The sequence below is a fragment of the Cyclobacterium sediminis genome (assembly GCF_054781075.1).
Genome location: NZ_BAAGVC010000003.1, coordinates 486,462 through 503,847, shown reverse-complemented (window position 1 = coordinate 503,847; position 17,386 = coordinate 486,462). Strand labels below are relative to the sequence as shown.

14 protein-coding genes are annotated in these 17,386 nt (G+C 38.4%); 10 read left to right on the top strand and 4 right to left on the bottom strand.

Annotated elements, in window-relative coordinates; genetic code table 11:
- Positions 1–171: 171 nt before the first annotated feature.
- The 3 genes from dnaN to ACYVHJ_RS04385 all read left to right on the top strand — a co-directional run bounded on the left by dnaN (position 172) and on the right by ACYVHJ_RS04385 (position 3,784).
- Positions 172–1,296, top strand: coding sequence for a DNA polymerase III subunit beta (gene dnaN / locus ACYVHJ_RS04395; protein ID WP_303611641.1), 1,125 nt, complete (start codon positions 172–174; stop codon positions 1,294–1,296).
- Positions 1,297–1,842: 546 nt separating this feature from the next.
- Complete coding sequence (locus ACYVHJ_RS04390) at positions 1,843–2,406, top strand: type 1 glutamine amidotransferase domain-containing protein (RefSeq protein ID WP_339905300.1); 564 nt, start codon at positions 1,843–1,845, stop codon at positions 2,404–2,406.
- Entirely contained in the window at positions 2,384–3,784 is a 1,401-nt protein-coding gene (locus ACYVHJ_RS04385) for a peptidoglycan DD-metalloendopeptidase family protein (protein WP_460512875.1), read from the top strand. The genes ACYVHJ_RS04390 and ACYVHJ_RS04385 overlap by 23 nt, the downstream gene beginning before the upstream one ends.
- A gap of 60 nt (positions 3,785–3,844) precedes the next feature.
- On the opposite strand, the gene ACYVHJ_RS04380 is transcribed toward ACYVHJ_RS04385, so the two are convergent.
- The 4 genes from ACYVHJ_RS04380 to ACYVHJ_RS04365 form a co-directional block, all read right to left on the bottom strand.
- Entirely contained in the window at positions 3,845–4,507 is a 663-nt protein-coding gene (locus ACYVHJ_RS04380) for a hypothetical protein (protein ID WP_339905298.1), read from the bottom strand.
- Between the two features lie 70 nt (positions 4,508–4,577).
- Positions 4,578–5,708 (bottom strand): DNA-processing protein DprA, encoded by a 1,131-nt coding sequence (dprA, locus tag ACYVHJ_RS04375; RefSeq protein WP_460512873.1) that lies wholly within the window; start codon positions 5,706–5,708, stop codon positions 4,578–4,580.
- Positions 5,689–6,042, bottom strand: a complete 354-nt coding sequence (locus ACYVHJ_RS04370; RefSeq protein WP_339904208.1) for a MerR family transcriptional regulator — start codon at positions 6,040–6,042, stop codon at positions 5,689–5,691. Before ACYVHJ_RS04370 ends, dprA begins: the two co-directional genes overlap by 20 nt.
- Before the next feature lie 164 nt (positions 6,043–6,206).
- Positions 6,207–7,184, bottom strand: a complete 978-nt coding sequence (locus ACYVHJ_RS04365; RefSeq protein WP_339904206.1) for a M23 family metallopeptidase — start codon at positions 7,182–7,184, stop codon at positions 6,207–6,209.
- Positions 7,185–7,339: 155 nt separating this feature from the next.
- Between ACYVHJ_RS04365 and alaS the strand changes: the two genes are divergently transcribed.
- The 7 genes from alaS (at position 7,340) to ACYVHJ_RS04330 (ending at position 17,357) form a co-directional block, all read left to right on the top strand.
- Positions 7,340–9,976, top strand: a complete 2,637-nt coding sequence (gene alaS / locus ACYVHJ_RS04360; RefSeq protein WP_460512871.1) for an alanine--tRNA ligase — start codon at positions 7,340–7,342, stop codon at positions 9,974–9,976.
- A gap of 68 nt (positions 9,977–10,044) precedes the next feature.
- On the top strand, positions 10,045–11,529 hold the full coding sequence (gatB, locus tag ACYVHJ_RS04355; protein WP_339904202.1) for an Asp-tRNA(Asn)/Glu-tRNA(Gln) amidotransferase subunit GatB: 1,485 nt from the start codon (positions 10,045–10,047) through the stop codon (positions 11,527–11,529).
- Positions 11,530–11,533: 4 nt separating this feature from the next.
- The gene (locus ACYVHJ_RS04350) at positions 11,534–12,649 is read left to right on the top strand and encodes a redoxin domain-containing protein (protein ID WP_460512868.1); all 1,116 of its coding nucleotides are present in this window, start codon (positions 11,534–11,536) and stop codon (positions 12,647–12,649) included.
- A gap of 360 nt (positions 12,650–13,009) precedes the next feature.
- On the top strand, positions 13,010–13,477 hold the full coding sequence (locus tag ACYVHJ_RS04345) for a nucleoid-structuring protein H-NS (RefSeq protein WP_339905411.1): 468 nt from the start codon (positions 13,010–13,012) through the stop codon (positions 13,475–13,477).
- Positions 13,478–13,505: 28 nt separating this feature from the next.
- The gene (locus tag ACYVHJ_RS04340; protein ID WP_014018714.1) at positions 13,506–14,084 is read left to right on the top strand and encodes a hypothetical protein; all 579 of its coding nucleotides are present in this window, start codon (positions 13,506–13,508) and stop codon (positions 14,082–14,084) included.
- Positions 14,081–14,920, top strand: a complete 840-nt coding sequence (locus ACYVHJ_RS04335) for a hypothetical protein (protein ID WP_460512866.1) — start codon at positions 14,081–14,083, stop codon at positions 14,918–14,920. Before ACYVHJ_RS04340 ends, ACYVHJ_RS04335 begins: the two co-directional genes overlap by 4 nt.
- Positions 14,907–17,357 carry a leucine-rich repeat domain-containing protein gene (locus ACYVHJ_RS04330; protein WP_460512864.1) on the top strand — a complete coding sequence of 817 codons (2,451 nt, stop codon included), beginning with the start codon at positions 14,907–14,909 and terminating at the stop codon, positions 17,355–17,357. The genes ACYVHJ_RS04335 and ACYVHJ_RS04330 overlap by 14 nt, the downstream gene beginning before the upstream one ends.
- Positions 17,358–17,386 lie beyond the last annotated feature (29 nt).

Genomic DNA, 17,386 nt, shown 5'->3' with positions numbered 1-17,386 from the left:
GAGGGCATTTGTAATTTTATTTATAACTTTACCCTGTTAAATCCATCGAATTTTAAATTTGCGTCTCAATAGCTTAGAAGCATTGGCTAAAAAGGCTAAATTTGAAGATACCGACCAATAATTTGGATTTGCGATAATTTTTATTGTGACTGAATTAAAAAAAACAAACATATGAAATTTATTGTTTCTTCTTCTTCACTTTTGAAGCATCTCTCTGCAATAAATGGGGTGGTAACCACCAATCCCGTTGTGCCTATTTTAGAGAACTTCCTTTTCGAAATATTGGACAGCAAGCTTACGGTTACGGCTTCCGATTTGCAAACATCAATGACTACGGAAATTGAGGTGGAGGCAAAGGAGGACGGTAATATTGCAGTTCCTGCCAAAATACTGATTGAAACACTAAAAAATCTTCCCGAACAACCTGTAACCTTTAGCATAGACAAGGAAACTTATAGTGTTGAGATCAGTTCAGACAACGGACGTTACAAATTGGCAGGTGAAAATGCTACGGATTTCCCTAGAATTCCTAGTGTAACCAATGCTTCCACTGTGGAGATGTCAACGGATGTTTTGAGTAGTGCCATTGCCAATACCATTTTTGCTACGAGCAATGATGAGTTGAGACCTGCAATGACCGGTGTGTTTATAAACTTAAGCAGTACCAATACTACCTTTGTAGCTACTGACGGACATCGATTGATTCGATATAGAAGGGTTGATATTGCTTCTCAAGAAGCTTCCAGTATAATTGTACCAAGGAAAGCCCTCAACCTTTTGAAGTCTACACTCCCGGCCGAAAATGTACCGGTGACCGTTGAATTCAATAGTAGCAATGCCTACTTTAAGTTCAATAATATCAAGATGATTTGTAGGCTAATTGATGAGCGTTTCCCTGATTATGAAAATGTAATCCCTGCAGACAATAACAATGACATGGTCATTAATAGGCAAGAATTTTTAGGTTCCTTAAAAAGAATTGCTATATATGCCAATAAAACCACCCATCAGGTAAGGTTGAAATTGACAGGAAGTGAATTGCAAATTTCAGCAGAAGATCTTGATTTCTCCAATGAAGCAAATGAGAGACTCTCTTGTGAACATGAAGGAGAGGATATTGAAATTGGTTTTAATGCTAAGTTTTTAGTAGAAATGTTAAACAACATTTCAGCCAAAGAAGTGACCTTGAAGTTTAGTGCTCCAAATAGAGCAGGCTTAATTTTACCTTCTGATCTTAATGAAAACGAAGACATCTTGATGCTTGTAATGCCGGTAATGTTGAGCAACTACGTATAAAATATTAACCTTACATTAAAAATATTTTTTTAAAGCCCTGTTTTTCAGGGCTTTTTTTTGATCTAATTTATTTTCGATAGATCAGGGTTTTGTGCAGAGCTTTTACTATAAATCTGAAATATATCATATCTACTAATAGGAGCTGTAGTCGCTTTAAAATCAGTTGCCTTTTTGCTTTTTAGCAATTTTTTATCGGTTGAAACCCACCTTGAGAAAGTTTGAGGCAAGCATTAGTTACCCTATTAAATAATGCCACTTGAATTTTATTATCAGGGAATTATTTCACTTTTTAGCTGGCTGCTATAATGCCTAAAGCATCGGCTAATTTTACGTTACTTTCTTTACATCCAATTCATTGCTCCACATTTTATCAAATTCGGGTTTAATAAAATGTAGGAAAGGCCAAGCATCGCCAACTTCCTTTGTACTACCGTAATGAGAAGGATTTCACCGGGATTTCTTCTTAAATAACAAATAATTCAAAGTTTAGCATGGAATTTGAATTATATCCCTAAAAAATTGACTAAAAATAAACCGATCGTAAAAATGAGTAAATTAAAAGGTAAAAAAATAGCTTTAATTACAGAGAATGGATTTGAAGAAGTGGAATTTACTTCACCTAAATCAGCATTGGAGGAACAAGGAGCATTGGTGGAGGTGATTTCACCCAATGAAGGGATGATTAAGTCTTGGGACAAGACGGACTGGGGCAAGGATTTCAAGGTGGATAAGCACCTGCAGGAGGCCAATCCTGAAGATTATGATGCTGTATTGATTCCTGGTGGTGTTTTAAATCCGGATAAATTACGTACCAATGAAGATGCAGTGGCTTTTATTAAACATTTCTTCTCTCTGGGCAAGCCGGTTGCTTCCATCTGCCATGGCCCCCAAGTGTTAATTGAAACAGGTGAACTGGCAGGGAGGAAAATGACCTCTTTTCCATCAATAAAACAGGACATTATCAACGCCGGTGCGGAATGGTTCGATAAAGAATGTGTTTGTGATCAGGGACTTGTTACTTCTAGGTCACCAAAAGATCTTGAAGCTTTCAATCAAAAAATGGTAGAAGAAATAGCTGAAGGGAAGCATGAGTTTCAAAATTCACACTGATTCAATAAGCTTAAGGAATCAAAAAATAATAAAAGGGCTTTATACGCAATTCCTGTTTGGAAAGGAGGCGGTAAAGCCCTTTTTTCAACCGGCCTTATGGTATTTGTTGATATTTGTTTTGTTTAGCGCTTGTCAGGCAGAGAAGCTTTTTAAAAATCAAAACCCCTATGAAAATTATCTCAATACCTTGAATAAATCAGGTTTAGAGAATTATGGAATTGCTCAAAGGTGGATCAAGAAGGGAAAGTTGATACATGCATCCAATATGAATTCGCTTAATTTACCTTATAATGAGATGACTTACTTTGACCCTTCGAAGGTGGAAGCACTGTTTCTGCGATACAAGGTAAAAGAAGGAAATAAAGTAAGTATCAGGGCTGATGTATTGACAGATTCCTCAACGGTGTATTTTATCGATGTGTTTAGAAAAGATGTGGATGAGTTCACTCATCTTCACTATTCGAAAGATCAACAGAAAATTGAATATACCGTCAGACAAGATGGAGAGCATGTGCTAAGGGTGCAGCCTGAATTGCTCGGAGGAGGAGCTGTTGTTTTAAGCATAGAAGTCTCAGGATCCCTTGCCTTCCCCTTACCGGACATGCAATCCAATCAGATTGCCAGTTTTTGGGGTGATGCCAGAAGTGGTGGCGCCAGAAAGCATGAAGGAGTGGATGTATTTGCAAAAAGAGGCACACCTGTTCGAGCGGTGGTCAATGGAGTGGTAAGGAGAACCGGCCAAAACCGCTTGGGGGGTAATGTTGTTTGGGTGAATTCAGGAAGGTACAATTATTATTATGCACACTTAGATAGTCAGCTTGTTAGGGCAGGGCAAACAGTGGTCAAAGGAGATACTTTAGGTACGGTAGGTAATACCGGAAATGCCATTACCACTTCTCCGCACCTGCATTTTGGAATATACCGAAGGGGGAGAGGGGCTGTTGATCCCTTTCCATTTATCCAAGCTGCAGAGAAGCCCAAAGAAATTGCTGCTTCAGACAGTGTTTCTCTTAGAGAGTATGGCGTAATTGCTGTAAATAGCGGGAATTTACGTACCTCACCGGATTTGAAATCAAAAGTAATAGCAAAACACCCCAAGTTCACTTTTTTTGACATTTTGGCGAAAAGTGGGGCGTGGTTTAGGATACAATTCCCGGATCAATCAATTGGTTTTGCACATCAGTCTATACTAGAAATCTCAAATCCACAAACCAAGGAAATAGCACTTGAATCAACAGATGCTTTGTATGCGTTTTTTGATCGTGGCTTACTCCCCTCCTCCAACTTTGTGGGACAAGGAAAGGTACTTGGCACTTTCGAAAACATGGTTCATATACAATTAAAATCCGGAATAAGAATATGGATGAAGGAAAGATGAAAGTATTCTGTTGTTGAGAACATACACCTGGCTATGTTCAGCAGCTAATTTTGCTTCACTTTACTTTTTGTTTACTTCCACATTGGAAAACCATATGATTTTTTCTCCATTCTTCATTCGGTGGTCCAGGGCAATCATTAAACCACTAAAATCTTTTTCATTTTCCCAGGTAAAAGCCCTCCCTTCGGCGGCATTCCCTTTTCTAAAAACCCATTCTTTGATCATATTGTTATCATCGACATAAAGGTCGTAGGCATCACCCGGGGTGTAACCATCCTCATTGTTGTATAGGATGGTAAGTTTGGTAGTGGGATCTCCGTTGATGGGAGAGTTTTGGTTTTTAGTGATTTCTGTAGCGTACCCTTCATCCCAAGCCAATTGGAATGGGTAGAGCAACCAATATTTGTCGTTGATGAATTTATGGTCAACATCTTTTAATTGTTCCGTCTTCTCTGCAATTAAGTAAGTGATACTTGTGTCGGCATCTGAATAGGAGACTTCACCTTTGACCAGGTCCCACTTCCAATCTCTGACCATGACGGTAGCACTATCTCTTCTTACATTCCAGGTATAAGAAATGGATTGTACCTCATCTAACTGATCATAGCCATATGCTTTTGCTATTTTCATCGGTAGGGTGTCGTCGGTGGTGTTGCTTACTTGGCTTTCACAACCTAATAACACAAGTAGACTAAATATTAAAGATAGAAATGAAGGTTTCATAATATTATTTTTTAGGTCAGTATAATTCAATGTAATCAAAAAAGGCGATTGGGCCATATGGTTTACGCATTTATTGTTTGCTATGGAGCCATTGATATCTTTTTCCCGGAAAGGCCTTTACAAAGCCCAGAAATTCCAAATTGAGTAGTTTAACCGCCAAGGTACTAATTGGAACATCTAAATCATGACTCAGCCAATTTACTTCCACCTCCTTCTTGTCGAAAATTCTCTCCAGAATTTTGTTCTCCAAGGGATCTAGCAAAGAAGTGTCAGGAAAGACCTTTTGAGCAGGAGACTCTCTTGAATCCATGTCCCAAGACAAGGAGTTTACAATTTCCTTGGAACTCATATAGATGCCGGCTTTCATATTCCTTATCAGGTCGTTGCAGCCTTCGCTGTATTTGGATTGGAGGCTCCCGGGCACAGCAAATACCTCACGGTTATAACTAAAGGCTATTTCTGCTGTGATCAGTGCACCTCCTTTTTTGGCTGCTTCCACCACAATCAAAGCATCTGATAAACCGGCTATGATTCGATTTCTTTGAGGGAAGTTACTTGGGCTCATTTCTGTGCCTAATTTGTACTCAGTAAGCAGTCCGCCACAATCCATCATTTGCTCAGCTATTTTTCTATGTGTGGAGGGGTAAATGGTATTGAGGTCAGAGCCCATCACTCCTATGGTAGGTAAGTTTCGTGCCAAGGCAGCCCGGTGGGCCTCTATGTCTATGCCGTATGCCAATCCACTGATAATGCAGGGCTGAAACCGGGAAAGTTCCTCGGTGATTTGCTGGGTTATATTTTTACCGTATTGGGTAGCTTTTCTGGTGCCCACTATCCCTAGTGTTCTTTCAGGGTTAAGGTCCGTGTTGCCTTTACTGAATAGTACAGGAGGGGCATCAGGGATAGACTTTAATCGACCGGGGTAATTTTCATCCTGAAAGCAATGAACTTGAATTTGGTTTCGATTGGCAGCGTTTATAATTTGCTCCGCCTCTTTGAGATATTTTAGTTTTTTCTTTCTGAAGGCCAGCAATTTGGGGCCAATGCCTTGGATTCTTTCCAACTTGCCGGAGGGTAGATTAAAAAAGGATGCTGCAGATCCACAGTGTAAAATGATTTTTTTATAGGTGCCCGGTCCTAATTTTGGGATCAAACTTAGGGCTACTGCATATAAAAAGTCATTATTCGGCTGGTTTTTCATTCAGATTGTCTTTGATTTCTGTCAAAAAACCTCTGATTTCATGTAGTCTTTGGATCATAGCTGCTTTGTCCTGAACCTTATGCATGTCCCTTTTGATAATCTCTTGGGCACCTGTAAGCGTATAGCCTTTTTCTTTTACCAGATGAAAAATCAACTGAATCTTTTCAATATCATCGATGGTAAATCTACGGTTTCCCTTTTTGTCTTTTTTAGGCTTGATGATGTCAAATTCACCTTCCCAATACCTAATCAAGGAAGTGGCAACCTTAAACTTATCGGCAACTTCGCCAATCGAATAATACTTTTTTTCAATATCTTTTTCTTTGTAAGGCAATTCTCTGGTGTTTTTTTAATCAAAAATATAAAAATTATCCATTATATAGAAGGCAATCCTAGCTATTAATTTTTTATGCTTCCGCAAGATTGAATAGTAGCAAAAAAAAGGCCCTTTCTTCAATTTCTAAAGAAAGGGCCCTTAAATTTTTTTGAATGTTTGCTTTAAGAAAGGGATTGATTTTCTCTGGAAGCCAATTCAAGGATTTTATCAAACTCCGTTGGTTCAAGGTCTTTAAAGAAATAATTGACCGGATTAACATATTTGTCGTCCTTGATTACTTCATAATGTACGTGAGGAGCTGTAGATGAACCGGTGTTTCCTACCGTACCTATTTTGTCTCCTCGTTTGATTTTTTCTCCAACTTTTACATTAAAGTCATTCATATGTGCATACCTGGTTTTGAAACCAAAGCCATGGTCTATAATAACGGACTTTCCATAGCCACCAAATTCGGTCCGAACACGTTCCACAACACCGTCTCCTGTAGAGTAAATCGGCGTACCTTTAGGAGCTGAGAAGTCGATACCGGTGTGCATTTTTTTCACCTTAAGGATAGGGTGTAGGCGTATTCCATAGCCTGAAGCTAGCCTGTTTAACTCCTCATTGTGTATGGGTTGAATTGCAGGGATGGACGCCCAATACTCTTCTTTGTTTAGAGCGGTTTCAGACAGTTCGTTGTAAGATTCCCATTGAATATACAACTGTTTTTTAAGCGTTTCCACTTTGTTGGCCACAGATATAATCATCTTGCCTTGATTAAGGCCTTTTTCTTTGATGTCTTTAAATCTATCAGATCCACCATATCCTGCATTCCTAACCGAATTGGGGATTGGTTCAGATTCAAAAATAACCCTGTATAGATTATCATCTCTTTCTTGGAGGTCAGCCATCATGGTGTTCAATTGTGCGACCTCTTGTTCCAACAGTTCGTAATAAAGGTTAAGCTCTTTGTTTTCCCTTTTTAGGATCAATTCTTTGGGGCTGTCAAAGTAATAATGAAACACGAGAAGGATACCGACAGCTAATATTGATGACAAGGATAAGAATCCCAATACATTTAAAGTAACATCCCATTTGCTCTTAACATACCTTTCGTATTTACAAGTTTTGGGATCGTAATAATATTTTATTCTACTCATTTAACAAATAGTACGTTAAAACTTCTAATTTTGTAATCCGAAAAAACCCAGTCGATTAAGCTACTTTGTAGGGAAGTAGATAGTTGGGTGTTTGGTTACAAAGATAATTCAAAAACTTTAAATATTCCAAGTAATTCATTCTAAGGTAAATAAACATGAATTCCAAACAAATAAGAAGCCATTTCATTGATTTTTTTCAATCTAAAGCGCATCAGTTTGTTCCATCTGCACCAATAGTTGTGAAAAACGATCCCACATTGATGTTTACCAATGCTGGAATGAATCAATTTAAGGATTATTTTTTAGGCAATGAAAATCCTGAACACATTCGCGTTACTAACAGTCAAAAGTGTCTCAGAGTTTCAGGAAAGCACAATGATTTAGAGGAAGTAGGAGTCGATACTTACCATCATACCATGTTTGAAATGATGGGCAACTGGTCATTTGGGGACTATTTCAAGAAAGAAGCCATCAATTGGGCTTGGGAATTGCTCACTGAAGTTTACCAATTGCCTAAAGACAGGCTCTATATCACTGTTTTTGGTGGAGATAAGGCCGATCAGTTGGAGCAAGATGATGAGGCTTTTGATTATTGGGCCGAATTGGTAGAGAAAGACCGCATTCTTTTTTGTTCTAAAAAAGATAACTTCTGGGAAATGGGAGAAACAGGTCCCTGTGGTCCTTGTTCAGAGATTCACTTTGACATGAGGCCTCTGGAAGAAATAAAAAGTATACCCGGCAGGGAGTTGGTAAACGAGGATCACCCCCAAGTTATAGAAATCTGGAATTTGGTTTTTATGCAGTTCAACCGCTTTGCGGATGGGCACCTTAAAGAATTGCCAGCAAAACATGTGGATACAGGTTTGGGTCTAGAAAGACTGGTGAGGGTCATCCAAAATAAATCATCCAATTACGATACAGACTTATTTGCTCCATTTATTGCGAAAATGGAAACCATATCCGGTTTTACTTATGGTGAATCCGAGAAAATAGACATTGCCTTTAGGGTAATTGTAGATCATATTAGAGCCATTTCTTTTACCATTGCAGATGGACAGTTGCCATCCAATAACAAAGCAGGCTATGTTATCCGAAGGATTCTAAGGAGAGCCGTTCGGTATGGATATACCTTTTTGGACCTTAAAAAGCCTTTCTTATTTAATTTGGTGCCTGTATTGGCAGAGAAATTTGGTGAATTCTACCCTGAAATCAATTCACAACAAGACTTTATCACCAAAGTTATCCAGGAAGAAGAGCTCGCATTTTTAAGGACTTTAGACAAAGGCTTAAAAAATCTCGAATCCATCCAAAAAGGATTGGCAGATAAAAATGAAACCACCATCCCCGGGGAGGTAGCTTTTGAATTGTACGATACTTATGGGTTTCCATTGGATTTGACTTCCCTGATAGCTCGTGAGAATGGTCTCAGTGTAGATGAAGAAGGTTTTTCAGCAGCAATGAAAGCTCAAAAAGACAGGTCCAGATCAGCATCAAAGCTAGAAACCGGAGACTGGATTATGGTAAACGACGAGGAAAGTTCTGTATTTGTAGGATACGACACCTTAGAAGCCACCGCTCAAATTATCAAATACAGGAAAATAAAGGATAAAAAGAAAGACCGCTTTCAGTTGGTCTTGACTGAAACCCCTTTTTATGCTGAAAGTGGTGGACAAGTGGGAGATACAGGAACGCTTTCAAATGATGAAGAACGCATTACTGTTTTGGATACTACAAAAGAGAATGACCTTATTGTTCATTGGGTAAGTGCTTTGCCAAAAAATCCTGAAGCAGATTTTAAGGGTGAAGTCAATGCAGATAAAAGGCGTTTGATTAAAAGTAATCATACGGCCACACATTTGCTACAGTCGGCATTGAAGCAGGTGCTTGGTGACCATGTACAACAAAAAGGCTCTTTGGTCAATGATAAGATTTTAAGGTTTGATTTTTCCCATTTCGCTAAATTAAGCCCTGAGGAATTGCATGAGGTAGAAGAAATCGTCAATGGGAAAATTAGAGAAAATATTGCTTTGGATGAGAAAAGAAACATTCCAATAGCTGAGGCGAAAGCCATGGGAGCAACCGCCCTTTTTGGAGAGAAGTATGGGGAACAAGTTCGGGTAATAACTTTTAATCCTTCTTATTCTGTGGAATTGTGTGGAGGCACGCATGTGGCTGCCACAGGGGAAATAGGATTGTTTAAAATTATTTCTGAAAGTTCTATTTCCGCAGGAGTAAGAAGAATTGAGGCTGTTACAGCCCAAGGTGCAGAAGGTTATGTGAAAAAGCAATTTGCCCTATTGGAAGAAATTCAAGAAACACTTAAACACCCCAGAGATCTTGTGGCTGCGATTGAAGGAATGATGACTGAAAGGGCAGCTTTAAGGAAAGAAATTGAGCTTTTGAACCAAAAAGCTACCGAAAAAATTAAAGAAACGTTAAAAAGTGAGGTAAAATCCTTCAACGGTTATAACTTAATATTAGGATTGATTAAATTGCCTAATGCTGAGGCCTTGAAGAAGCTTTCTTTTGAATTAAAAAATGAAATAGAGAACTTGGTAGCTGTTTTAGCTGCTGACATAAATGGTAAGCCGCAGCTGGCTATAGTGGTAAATGATTTGCTTGTGAAAGACAAAGGACTTCATGCCGGAAATATGGTAAGAGAGCTCGCAAGAGAAATCAAAGGAGGGGGAGGAGGCCAGCCCTTTTTCGCCACAGCCGGAGGGAAGGATTCTTCAGGCTTACCGATTGCCTTAGAAAAAGCTGAAACTTTGATTCAGCAGGCATTGAAATAATTTAGCTGAATTCAAATTGTCTTCGTTTGGGGTTGACACTTTGGAACAAAAACTGTAACAATTTAGAAATGATTGAAGATAAGTCCACTACATTAACGGCAGATATTATTAAGGAGAAGTATGAATTGGTGATTGGCTTAGAAGTCCATGCACAATTACTTACTGAAAGCAAGATGTATACTTCTGATGCCAACAGTTATGGAAAAATGCCCAACACCAATATATCGGTGATCACATTAGGACATCCGGGAACTTTACCCAAAGTGAATAGAAAAGCAGTAGAATATGCAGTGAAGATGGGCTTGGCATGTAATTCATCTATTACCAGAAGAAATGTGTTTGCCCGAAAAAATTATTTTTATCCTGATTTACCGAAAGGTTATCAACTGACGCAGGATAAAAATCCAATCTGTGTTGGGGGCTTTGTGCCCATTACTCTCAGTAGTGGAGAGAAAAAAGAGGTAGCCCTTACCCGGATCCATATGGAGGAGGATGCGGGTAAGTCCATGCACTTGGCAGGTGAAGTAGATACATTGGTAGATTTTAACAGGGCAGGGGTTCCACTTATTGAGATTGTAACGGAGCCTGATATGCGTTCTTCTGAAGAAGCATATAATCTTCTTGCAGAAATTAAGAAGTTGGTGGTTTACCTGGATGTCTGTGATGGTAATATGGAAGAGGGATCTTTAAGGTGTGATGCAAACGTGTCTATAAGGCTTAAAGGTGATCAAGAACTAGGCAAAAAGGTGGAAGTGAAAAACATGAACTCATTTAGGAATGTGGCCCGTGCCATTGAACATGAGTTTGAACGCCAGATAGGTTTGCTTGAAAGAGGTGAGGAAATTGTTTCTGAAACCAGGACATTTGATGCTACCACGGGTTTGACGGCCAGTATGCGAACCAAGGAAGATCTTAATGATTACAGGTACTTCCCTGAGCCCGATTTGAGCCCTGTAGTAATTTCTGAAGAGTGGCTTTCGTCCATTAAGGCTGAATTACCCGTTCTTCCTCGTGAATTGTTTGATAAATTTGTAAACACTTATGGGCTTCCTGAATATGATGCAGGAGTTTTAACCGACCAAAAAGATATTGCTTTATGGTTTGAGTCGTTGTGTAAACATACCAACAATTATAAAGCAGCCTCAAACTGGATGATGGGGCCTATCAAGTCTTATTTGAATGAATTAACGTTAAAAATTGAAGATTTCCCTTTAAAGGTAACACAAATTGCCGCCCTAATAGCCTTAATCGATGAGGGCAAAGTAAGTTTTACAGTAGGTTCTCAAAAGATTTATCCACAGTTAATAGCCAATCCGGGAAAAACACCTTTGGAAATTGCTCAAGAATTAAATTTAATTCAAGACAGCAACGAAGACTCCATTAAACCGTTGATAGAGGAAGTTCTGTCGCAGAATGAAGCCAAAGTAAAGGAGTACAAGTCCGGTAAGAAGGGGCTCATGGGTATGTTTATGGGGCAGGTTATGAAAAAATCTAAAGGCAAGGCTGACCCTAAGGTGGCCAGCAAAATTTTAACAGAATTATTGGATAATTAATTTTATGAACGTCTTAACTAAGAGTATGTTTTCATTGGGCTTAATAGCCATGCTGTTGTCCGCATGTGGGGAAGAAAAGAAAGAGGTCTTTGATGGAAATGTCACCATTTCCGGTGAATTGAAACAAATTCCTGAAGGGGAGGTGGTATTGTCTGTTTACGATACAGATAAAATCACTGTTCTTGATACAATTGAAGTTCAAGGAGGTTCATTTAGTTACGATTTAGAAATTGACAAGCCAAACTTCTATGATTTAGACTTATATGGTGAAAAAACCATTCGTTTGGCCTTGTACCAAGAAGATGTACAAATAAAATACGATTTTGAATCTGAGGAATTGACTGTTGAAGGTTCTGCCGACAGTCATTTGTTATTCAGAATAGATGAGCTGACGGCTGAATACCAAGAAGAGGCCAATGCATTGAATTCTGCCTTTTATGAAGCCATGACTGAAAAAGATCAGGCTAAAGTACAGCAAATACGAGAACAAGCCGTAGAGATGGGGATGAATCAAGCCGAGCGTATCAAGGGAGTGATTGCGGAGGCGGAAGGTAGTTTTGCAGCATTGGCAGGGATAGGCATGCTAGATCCCGGGAAGGACTTTAACTTTATGGATAGCGTTGTTACAGCCTTAGGTGATCAGTATCCTGACATGAAATTAATTAATACTTGGGAACAGGAATTGAATGAAATGAGGGCCCTTTCTATAGGGCAGCCTGCACCTGAAATTTCTCTGCCCAATCCTGAAGGTGAGATTATCAATCTTTCTGATTTAAGAGGTAAATACGTGATGGTGGATTTTTGGGCTGGCTGGTGTAAACCTTGTCGTGATGAAAATCCAAATGTGGTTAGGCTATACGAAAAATACAAAGCAGAAGGGTTTGAAGTTTTTGGCGTGTCACTCGACAGAACCAGGGAAATGTGGACAAAAGCCATAGAAGAAGATGGCTTAACTTGGACCCAAGTTTCCGATTTAAAATATTTCAATTCCACAGCTGCCGCTACTTATCAGATCAATGCGATACCGGCTACGTATATGATAGATCCAGATGGCAATATTATGGCAAAAGATTTGAGGGGTAAATCCTTGGAGAGAAAGCTTGCCGAAATATTTGATTAAATGAAGAAATTACCGTTAAAATAAACATTCCTAAATTTAGGAATTTAATGATATATTAGCATTTTAATAAAAAATAAAATCAATTATTAGCTATGTTTATGTTTTGTAAAATTAATAGCTTTAATTGAAGGTCTTTACTTAATAAAATTAATTGAAAATATTTTAGACTGAGTAAATTCAAACCAACTTTATCGCCGTTCATTACTTAAATTGTGCAGAATAAAAATAGAAGCAAATTTCAAAAAATACTTAAAACAATCATCTACCTAAAGTAAGCGCCTTGAAGATTGTGGAATTGAACTACAATTATTCCCCACTCTAAATGGCCATTACCATTAACTTAAAAACCATTCAATTCTTATGAAAAAAAGGAACCTTAAATTCCCCTTGACGCGGTCATTGACTGTTATGCTATTTGTTTTATTAGCTATGGGAGCTTGTAAAAGCAAGAAAAAAGTGGTTGAGGCTGCGCCTGAACCCGTACCGGTGGAAGAACCCGCCCCTCAACCAGAACCGGAACCTCAACCCTCAGCAGAGGAAGTTGCCGTTGGGAAATTAGAAAATTATTTCAACGCAGTAGCAAATGCTTCTAACGTTCAAAGTGCTAACAATACCATCAGAGAAGCTTTAGGGATGTTTTCAAATCAGAACACCCCGGTATTAATTGTAATTCACGAAGAGTCAGGTACAAAAGACTACGATGAGCCAACGACCATAGAGAGGTACCTAAACTATCTTAAAGACACCAAGAAAAATCTAAACTTTATCAGCGATATCAGAATGGATGGATCAGGAAAGGTCACAGAATTAGAATTAAGAAGAAGATAATTAATAAATAAATAGAAAGTAAGTTATTATGAAAAAATATATTCCATCCCTGCTTATCTTTTTCCTGGCAACAAGCATCTCCGTTTTCGCTCAGGATGAAAGCATTAGTCCCCAAAGAAAGCAAGCAATCGACTCTCTTGCCTTAGAGAAAGTTAAAGATTTAAGTAAATATATCAGTATCATCGGAAGTAAGGAAACACAGTTTTCTGAAGCTACGAGAGTTATGGATCGAGCAGAAGAACTATTCGCTCCTGATGCTGAAATGGGCGTTTCCTCTGTCAATACCAATGAGGTAGCTTACTATAAAATCAGAAGGTACTTCGAAAGACTAATGGCACTAAATTACGATAGAGTGAACATCAGCTGGTATGATATCCACTATATTTCAGATCTTGAGAGACAGCCTGACGGAAGGTATGTAGGCGTAATTACCATATACCAAAGATTTGAAGGAACTTCTCAGGAGGCCGGATTAAATTATAGGGATACCACCAAGAAGGACATAACCATCTATGTGGAGAAAAAACAAACCCAAATTTCAGGTAGAACAATCGAGTTTTGGGATGTGTTGTTGGGAGATGTGAGAGTGACTGAAACATCAGCATGAGAATAGTATTTGCAACGTTAATTACAATAATCTTATCAATTTTTTCCGCGCCGGGGCAGACCTTCAATAGCTCCGGCCGGATAGTTGATGATGGCAGGTTCGCTGCCGCTACCAAACAAGTCAATCAATTTTTCAGACGATTTAATGCAGAGGAAAGCAAAGAAGGAGATGTAAGGTATAACCCGGGGGATGAGAAATACCACGATCTTGCCCTTAGAAAATCTTTTATCAATATCCTTTTTGACAATGAAACCTCAGGGATTAGCAATGAGCTTAAAAGAGAGTTTATAAGTCATGTTACTTCCGAAACTTACCCCCAATATCTAAATTTTCACGGCGGAGACTGGTTCGCAGAACTTAATACTGTTTTTACCTATAATGGTAAAAGACAAGATGTGGTACTGTTTTTGAAGTTACAGCCTCAGGGTTTGGGATACGAGTGGGTTATAGACAATGTCAATTTCCCCCCTTTTACAGCTGTATTTGATAAGCCCAAAGGAGATGAGAAAAAATTTCTTCACCCTTTAAGCCATGAATTAGGTTTTATGAACCTAAGGAAGGCTATCGTAGACAACCCAAAACCGGAGTCCTATACCCCGGATGGTTTTCAACCAGATTACCTTACATTATTTCTTTATGAAATAAAAAGTAACAGGTTGAAATTTGAAACAGTTAAGGACACCAAATTCCACTTTTTTCAAATTGACAAATGGTACTTTGAGTTAGGTCAGTTTAATAGACCCGGATTTAATACCGGTTGGTTGATCGCCAATTTGATGAAGTTAGAGGAAGGTGACAAAGAAATTATATTGAACTATATCTATGACAGGGATTAAAGTAAATGCATTTATCCTGATTTTATTTTTTTGTAATGCTCCATTGATACTAGCTCAGGACCTTGGAGGATATACCAAACAGGAAATCAAAGAATTTGGCCAGCAGGCTGAAGATCAGGTTCGTTTCTTGCAGTATTTCCTAAATACAGTGGGTAGTGGTGAAACCTCTGCCAGGGACAAAGATGTAATAATTAGGGAAAGCTATAAGAAAATATTCAGGGATGAAAATGTGCAAATTGAAGATGATTTACTTCTTGATAGACAGGTTATTACCAATAAAAGTATAGTTTCTTACCTAAAAGACATTGAATTCTTTTTTAAGGATGCTGCTTTCGAGTTCAAAATAAAAGAGGTAAAACCTAAATTGAATGACTACGATGAGTTGTTTTTTGAAATATCTCTGGACAGAACCTTAACAGGCCTGGGGCTCGAAAATGAAAGCATTGAAAACACAAAACCTCGGTACGTAGAAATTAATCTGGACCGAGATTCTAATGAACTAAAAATAGCAAGTATTTATACTACCAAGCTGAGTAGGGATGATGAGCTATTGGAATGGTGGAGTACGCTTTCCTTGGAGTGGGAAACCTTGCTAAGAGAAAAATTTGACATAACTGAAGATTCTGTAGCGCTGGATATGCTCTATAAGATATCTGCCTTAGATACCTTAGACCTATCAGGTAACAAGCTTCTGGTAGATATAGCACCTATTCACGTTTTTAGAGATTTAAAGTACGTTGACATTAGCCGTACTCAGATCAAAGAGCTGAGCCCTATTAGCAATATTACTTTCCTTTCTTATCTGGATATCTCCAACACGCCCACGGATGATATACAATTTATTAAGTATTCAGATAAACTAACTTACCTTAATATCTCCGGGACCAAGGTGACCAATATTGATGAATTGACAAGCCTTAAAAACCTTAACACTTTTAAAGCTGCCAAAACACCTTTAATGGGATTTGGCGTATTAGAGAATTTTAAAAATATTGAAATCCTAGACCTGGAGGAAAGTGGTTTCAACAATATTGAAAACCTCAAAAACTTAACGCAGCTAAAAGTTCTAAACATTAAAGGCAACTATCTGATTAATTTTGGCTTTTTATCTGAGCTAAAGCAATTGAAGGAAATAAATCTTGAAGAGACCAATATATTAGATTTGTCTCCTCTGGCATCTTTGCCTTCACTTTGGCGGGTAAATATCAATGGTACGGAAGTTAGCCAATTGGATCCTATTAATGGTTCTGCTTCAATAAAAAGAGTTTATGCAGATAGGACAAGTATCTCCGAAAATGCTGCTGAGATCTTTACCAGGGCTAACAGAGGCATTTTATTAATCCACAATGTGGAAAACCTCCAAACTTGGTGGCAAACCCTTCCTGATGGTTGGAGCCAGGTGCTGGTCGAAAAATTACCTGCATTAGGTCAAGGCAAGCCCAGCATAGAAACTCTTTCTTCTTTGGTCAACATGGATTCCTTGAGTTTAGACAATAGCAAGATTAAAAATCTAAGGCCTGCGCTTAAGTTTAAGAGCATTACTTACTTGTCATTAGAGAACACCATGATAGAAGACCTTTCTCCCTTGGCAGAAATGAAAAATCTTTTGCATATACATGGAGATTATAGTGCTGTAAATAATCTCAATGCCCTTCAGGAGCTCACAGGACTTAAACGTCTTTCTTTTGTAGGGACGAATATTGAATCAGTTGAACCCCTTAAAAGCCTGCCTTCTCTAGAATATGTCAATCTGGATGATACCAAAGTGCCGGAATGGAATGTACAGGAATTAGCGAGTGTGTTGCCCAATACCAATGTGATTTTCAGGTCTCAGGCCTTGGAATCTTGGTGGACCGGCCTCAATCAAGGTTGGAAGAAATTGATTTCCGACAATTATAACTTAAAGGATAATCCTGATACTTGGGCATTGCACCAAGCTACAGCCAGTTCAAGAATGGAAATAATAGGGGCCAATGTTTTAGATTTAGAACCACTGCTTGTTTTCTTCAACTTGAAAGAGCTAATCATTAAGAACGTTCCTCTCCAAGACCCTTCAGCTATTTCAAGGCTCGAAATGCTAGAGGAACTTCAAATTACTGAGTCTCCTTTTAGAGATTTGAATGTGGTGGCACCTTTATCCAATTTGGAAACACTCAATGTTTCTAATACAGCTGTTAGCGAGTTGGATCCCCTTAATTCTCTGGAAAGGCTAAAGCACCTGAATTTGTCCGGGACAAATATATCAAACCTTAAAGGTTTGGAAATGCTTTATGATTTGCGATCCTTAGATATAGCCAGTACCGGGGTGAGAAGCTTAAAGCAAATCACTCACCTAATAAATTTAGAAAGTTTGGTCTGCTTTAATACAAGATTAAGTAATCGGAATGTGGAAAAATTTAAAGCTGAATTGCCAAACTGTGATGTGAGGTATTATTAATATTGCATCAAAAAAATAAAGTAAAAAAA

What these genes read in the sequence shown, in the direction of transcription:
- dnaN (WP_303611641.1), top strand. Translation starts at nt 172, where the DNA reads ATGAAATTTATTGTTTCTTCTTCTTCACTTTTGAAGCATCTCTCTGCA.
- ACYVHJ_RS04390 (WP_339905300.1), top strand. Translation starts at nt 1,843, where the DNA reads ATGAGTAAATTAAAAGGTAAAAAAATAGCTTTAATTACAGAGAATGGA.
- ACYVHJ_RS04385 (WP_460512875.1), top strand. Translation starts at nt 2,384, where the DNA reads ATGAGTTTCAAAATTCACACTGATTCAATAAGCTTAAGGAATCAAAAA.
- ACYVHJ_RS04380 (WP_339905298.1), bottom strand. Translation starts at nt 4,507, where the DNA reads ATGAAACCTTCATTTCTATCTTTAATATTTAGTCTACTTGTGTTATTA.
- dprA (WP_460512873.1), bottom strand. Translation starts at nt 5,708, where the DNA reads ATGAAAAACCAGCCGAATAATGACTTTTTATATGCAGTAGCCCTAAGT.
- ACYVHJ_RS04365 (WP_339904206.1), bottom strand. Translation starts at nt 7,184, where the DNA reads ATGAGTAGAATAAAATATTATTACGATCCCAAAACTTGTAAATACGAA.
- alaS (WP_460512871.1), top strand. Translation starts at nt 7,340, where the DNA reads ATGAATTCCAAACAAATAAGAAGCCATTTCATTGATTTTTTTCAATCT.
- gatB (WP_339904202.1), top strand. Translation starts at nt 10,045, where the DNA reads ATGATTGAAGATAAGTCCACTACATTAACGGCAGATATTATTAAGGAG.
- ACYVHJ_RS04350 (WP_460512868.1), top strand. Translation starts at nt 11,534, where the DNA reads ATGAACGTCTTAACTAAGAGTATGTTTTCATTGGGCTTAATAGCCATG.
- ACYVHJ_RS04345 (WP_339905411.1), top strand. Translation starts at nt 13,010, where the DNA reads ATGAAAAAAAGGAACCTTAAATTCCCCTTGACGCGGTCATTGACTGTT.
- ACYVHJ_RS04340 (WP_014018714.1), top strand. Translation starts at nt 13,506, where the DNA reads ATGAAAAAATATATTCCATCCCTGCTTATCTTTTTCCTGGCAACAAGC.
- ACYVHJ_RS04335 (WP_460512866.1), top strand. Translation starts at nt 14,081, where the DNA reads ATGAGAATAGTATTTGCAACGTTAATTACAATAATCTTATCAATTTTT.
- ACYVHJ_RS04330 (WP_460512864.1), top strand. Translation starts at nt 14,907, where the DNA reads ATGACAGGGATTAAAGTAAATGCATTTATCCTGATTTTATTTTTTTGT.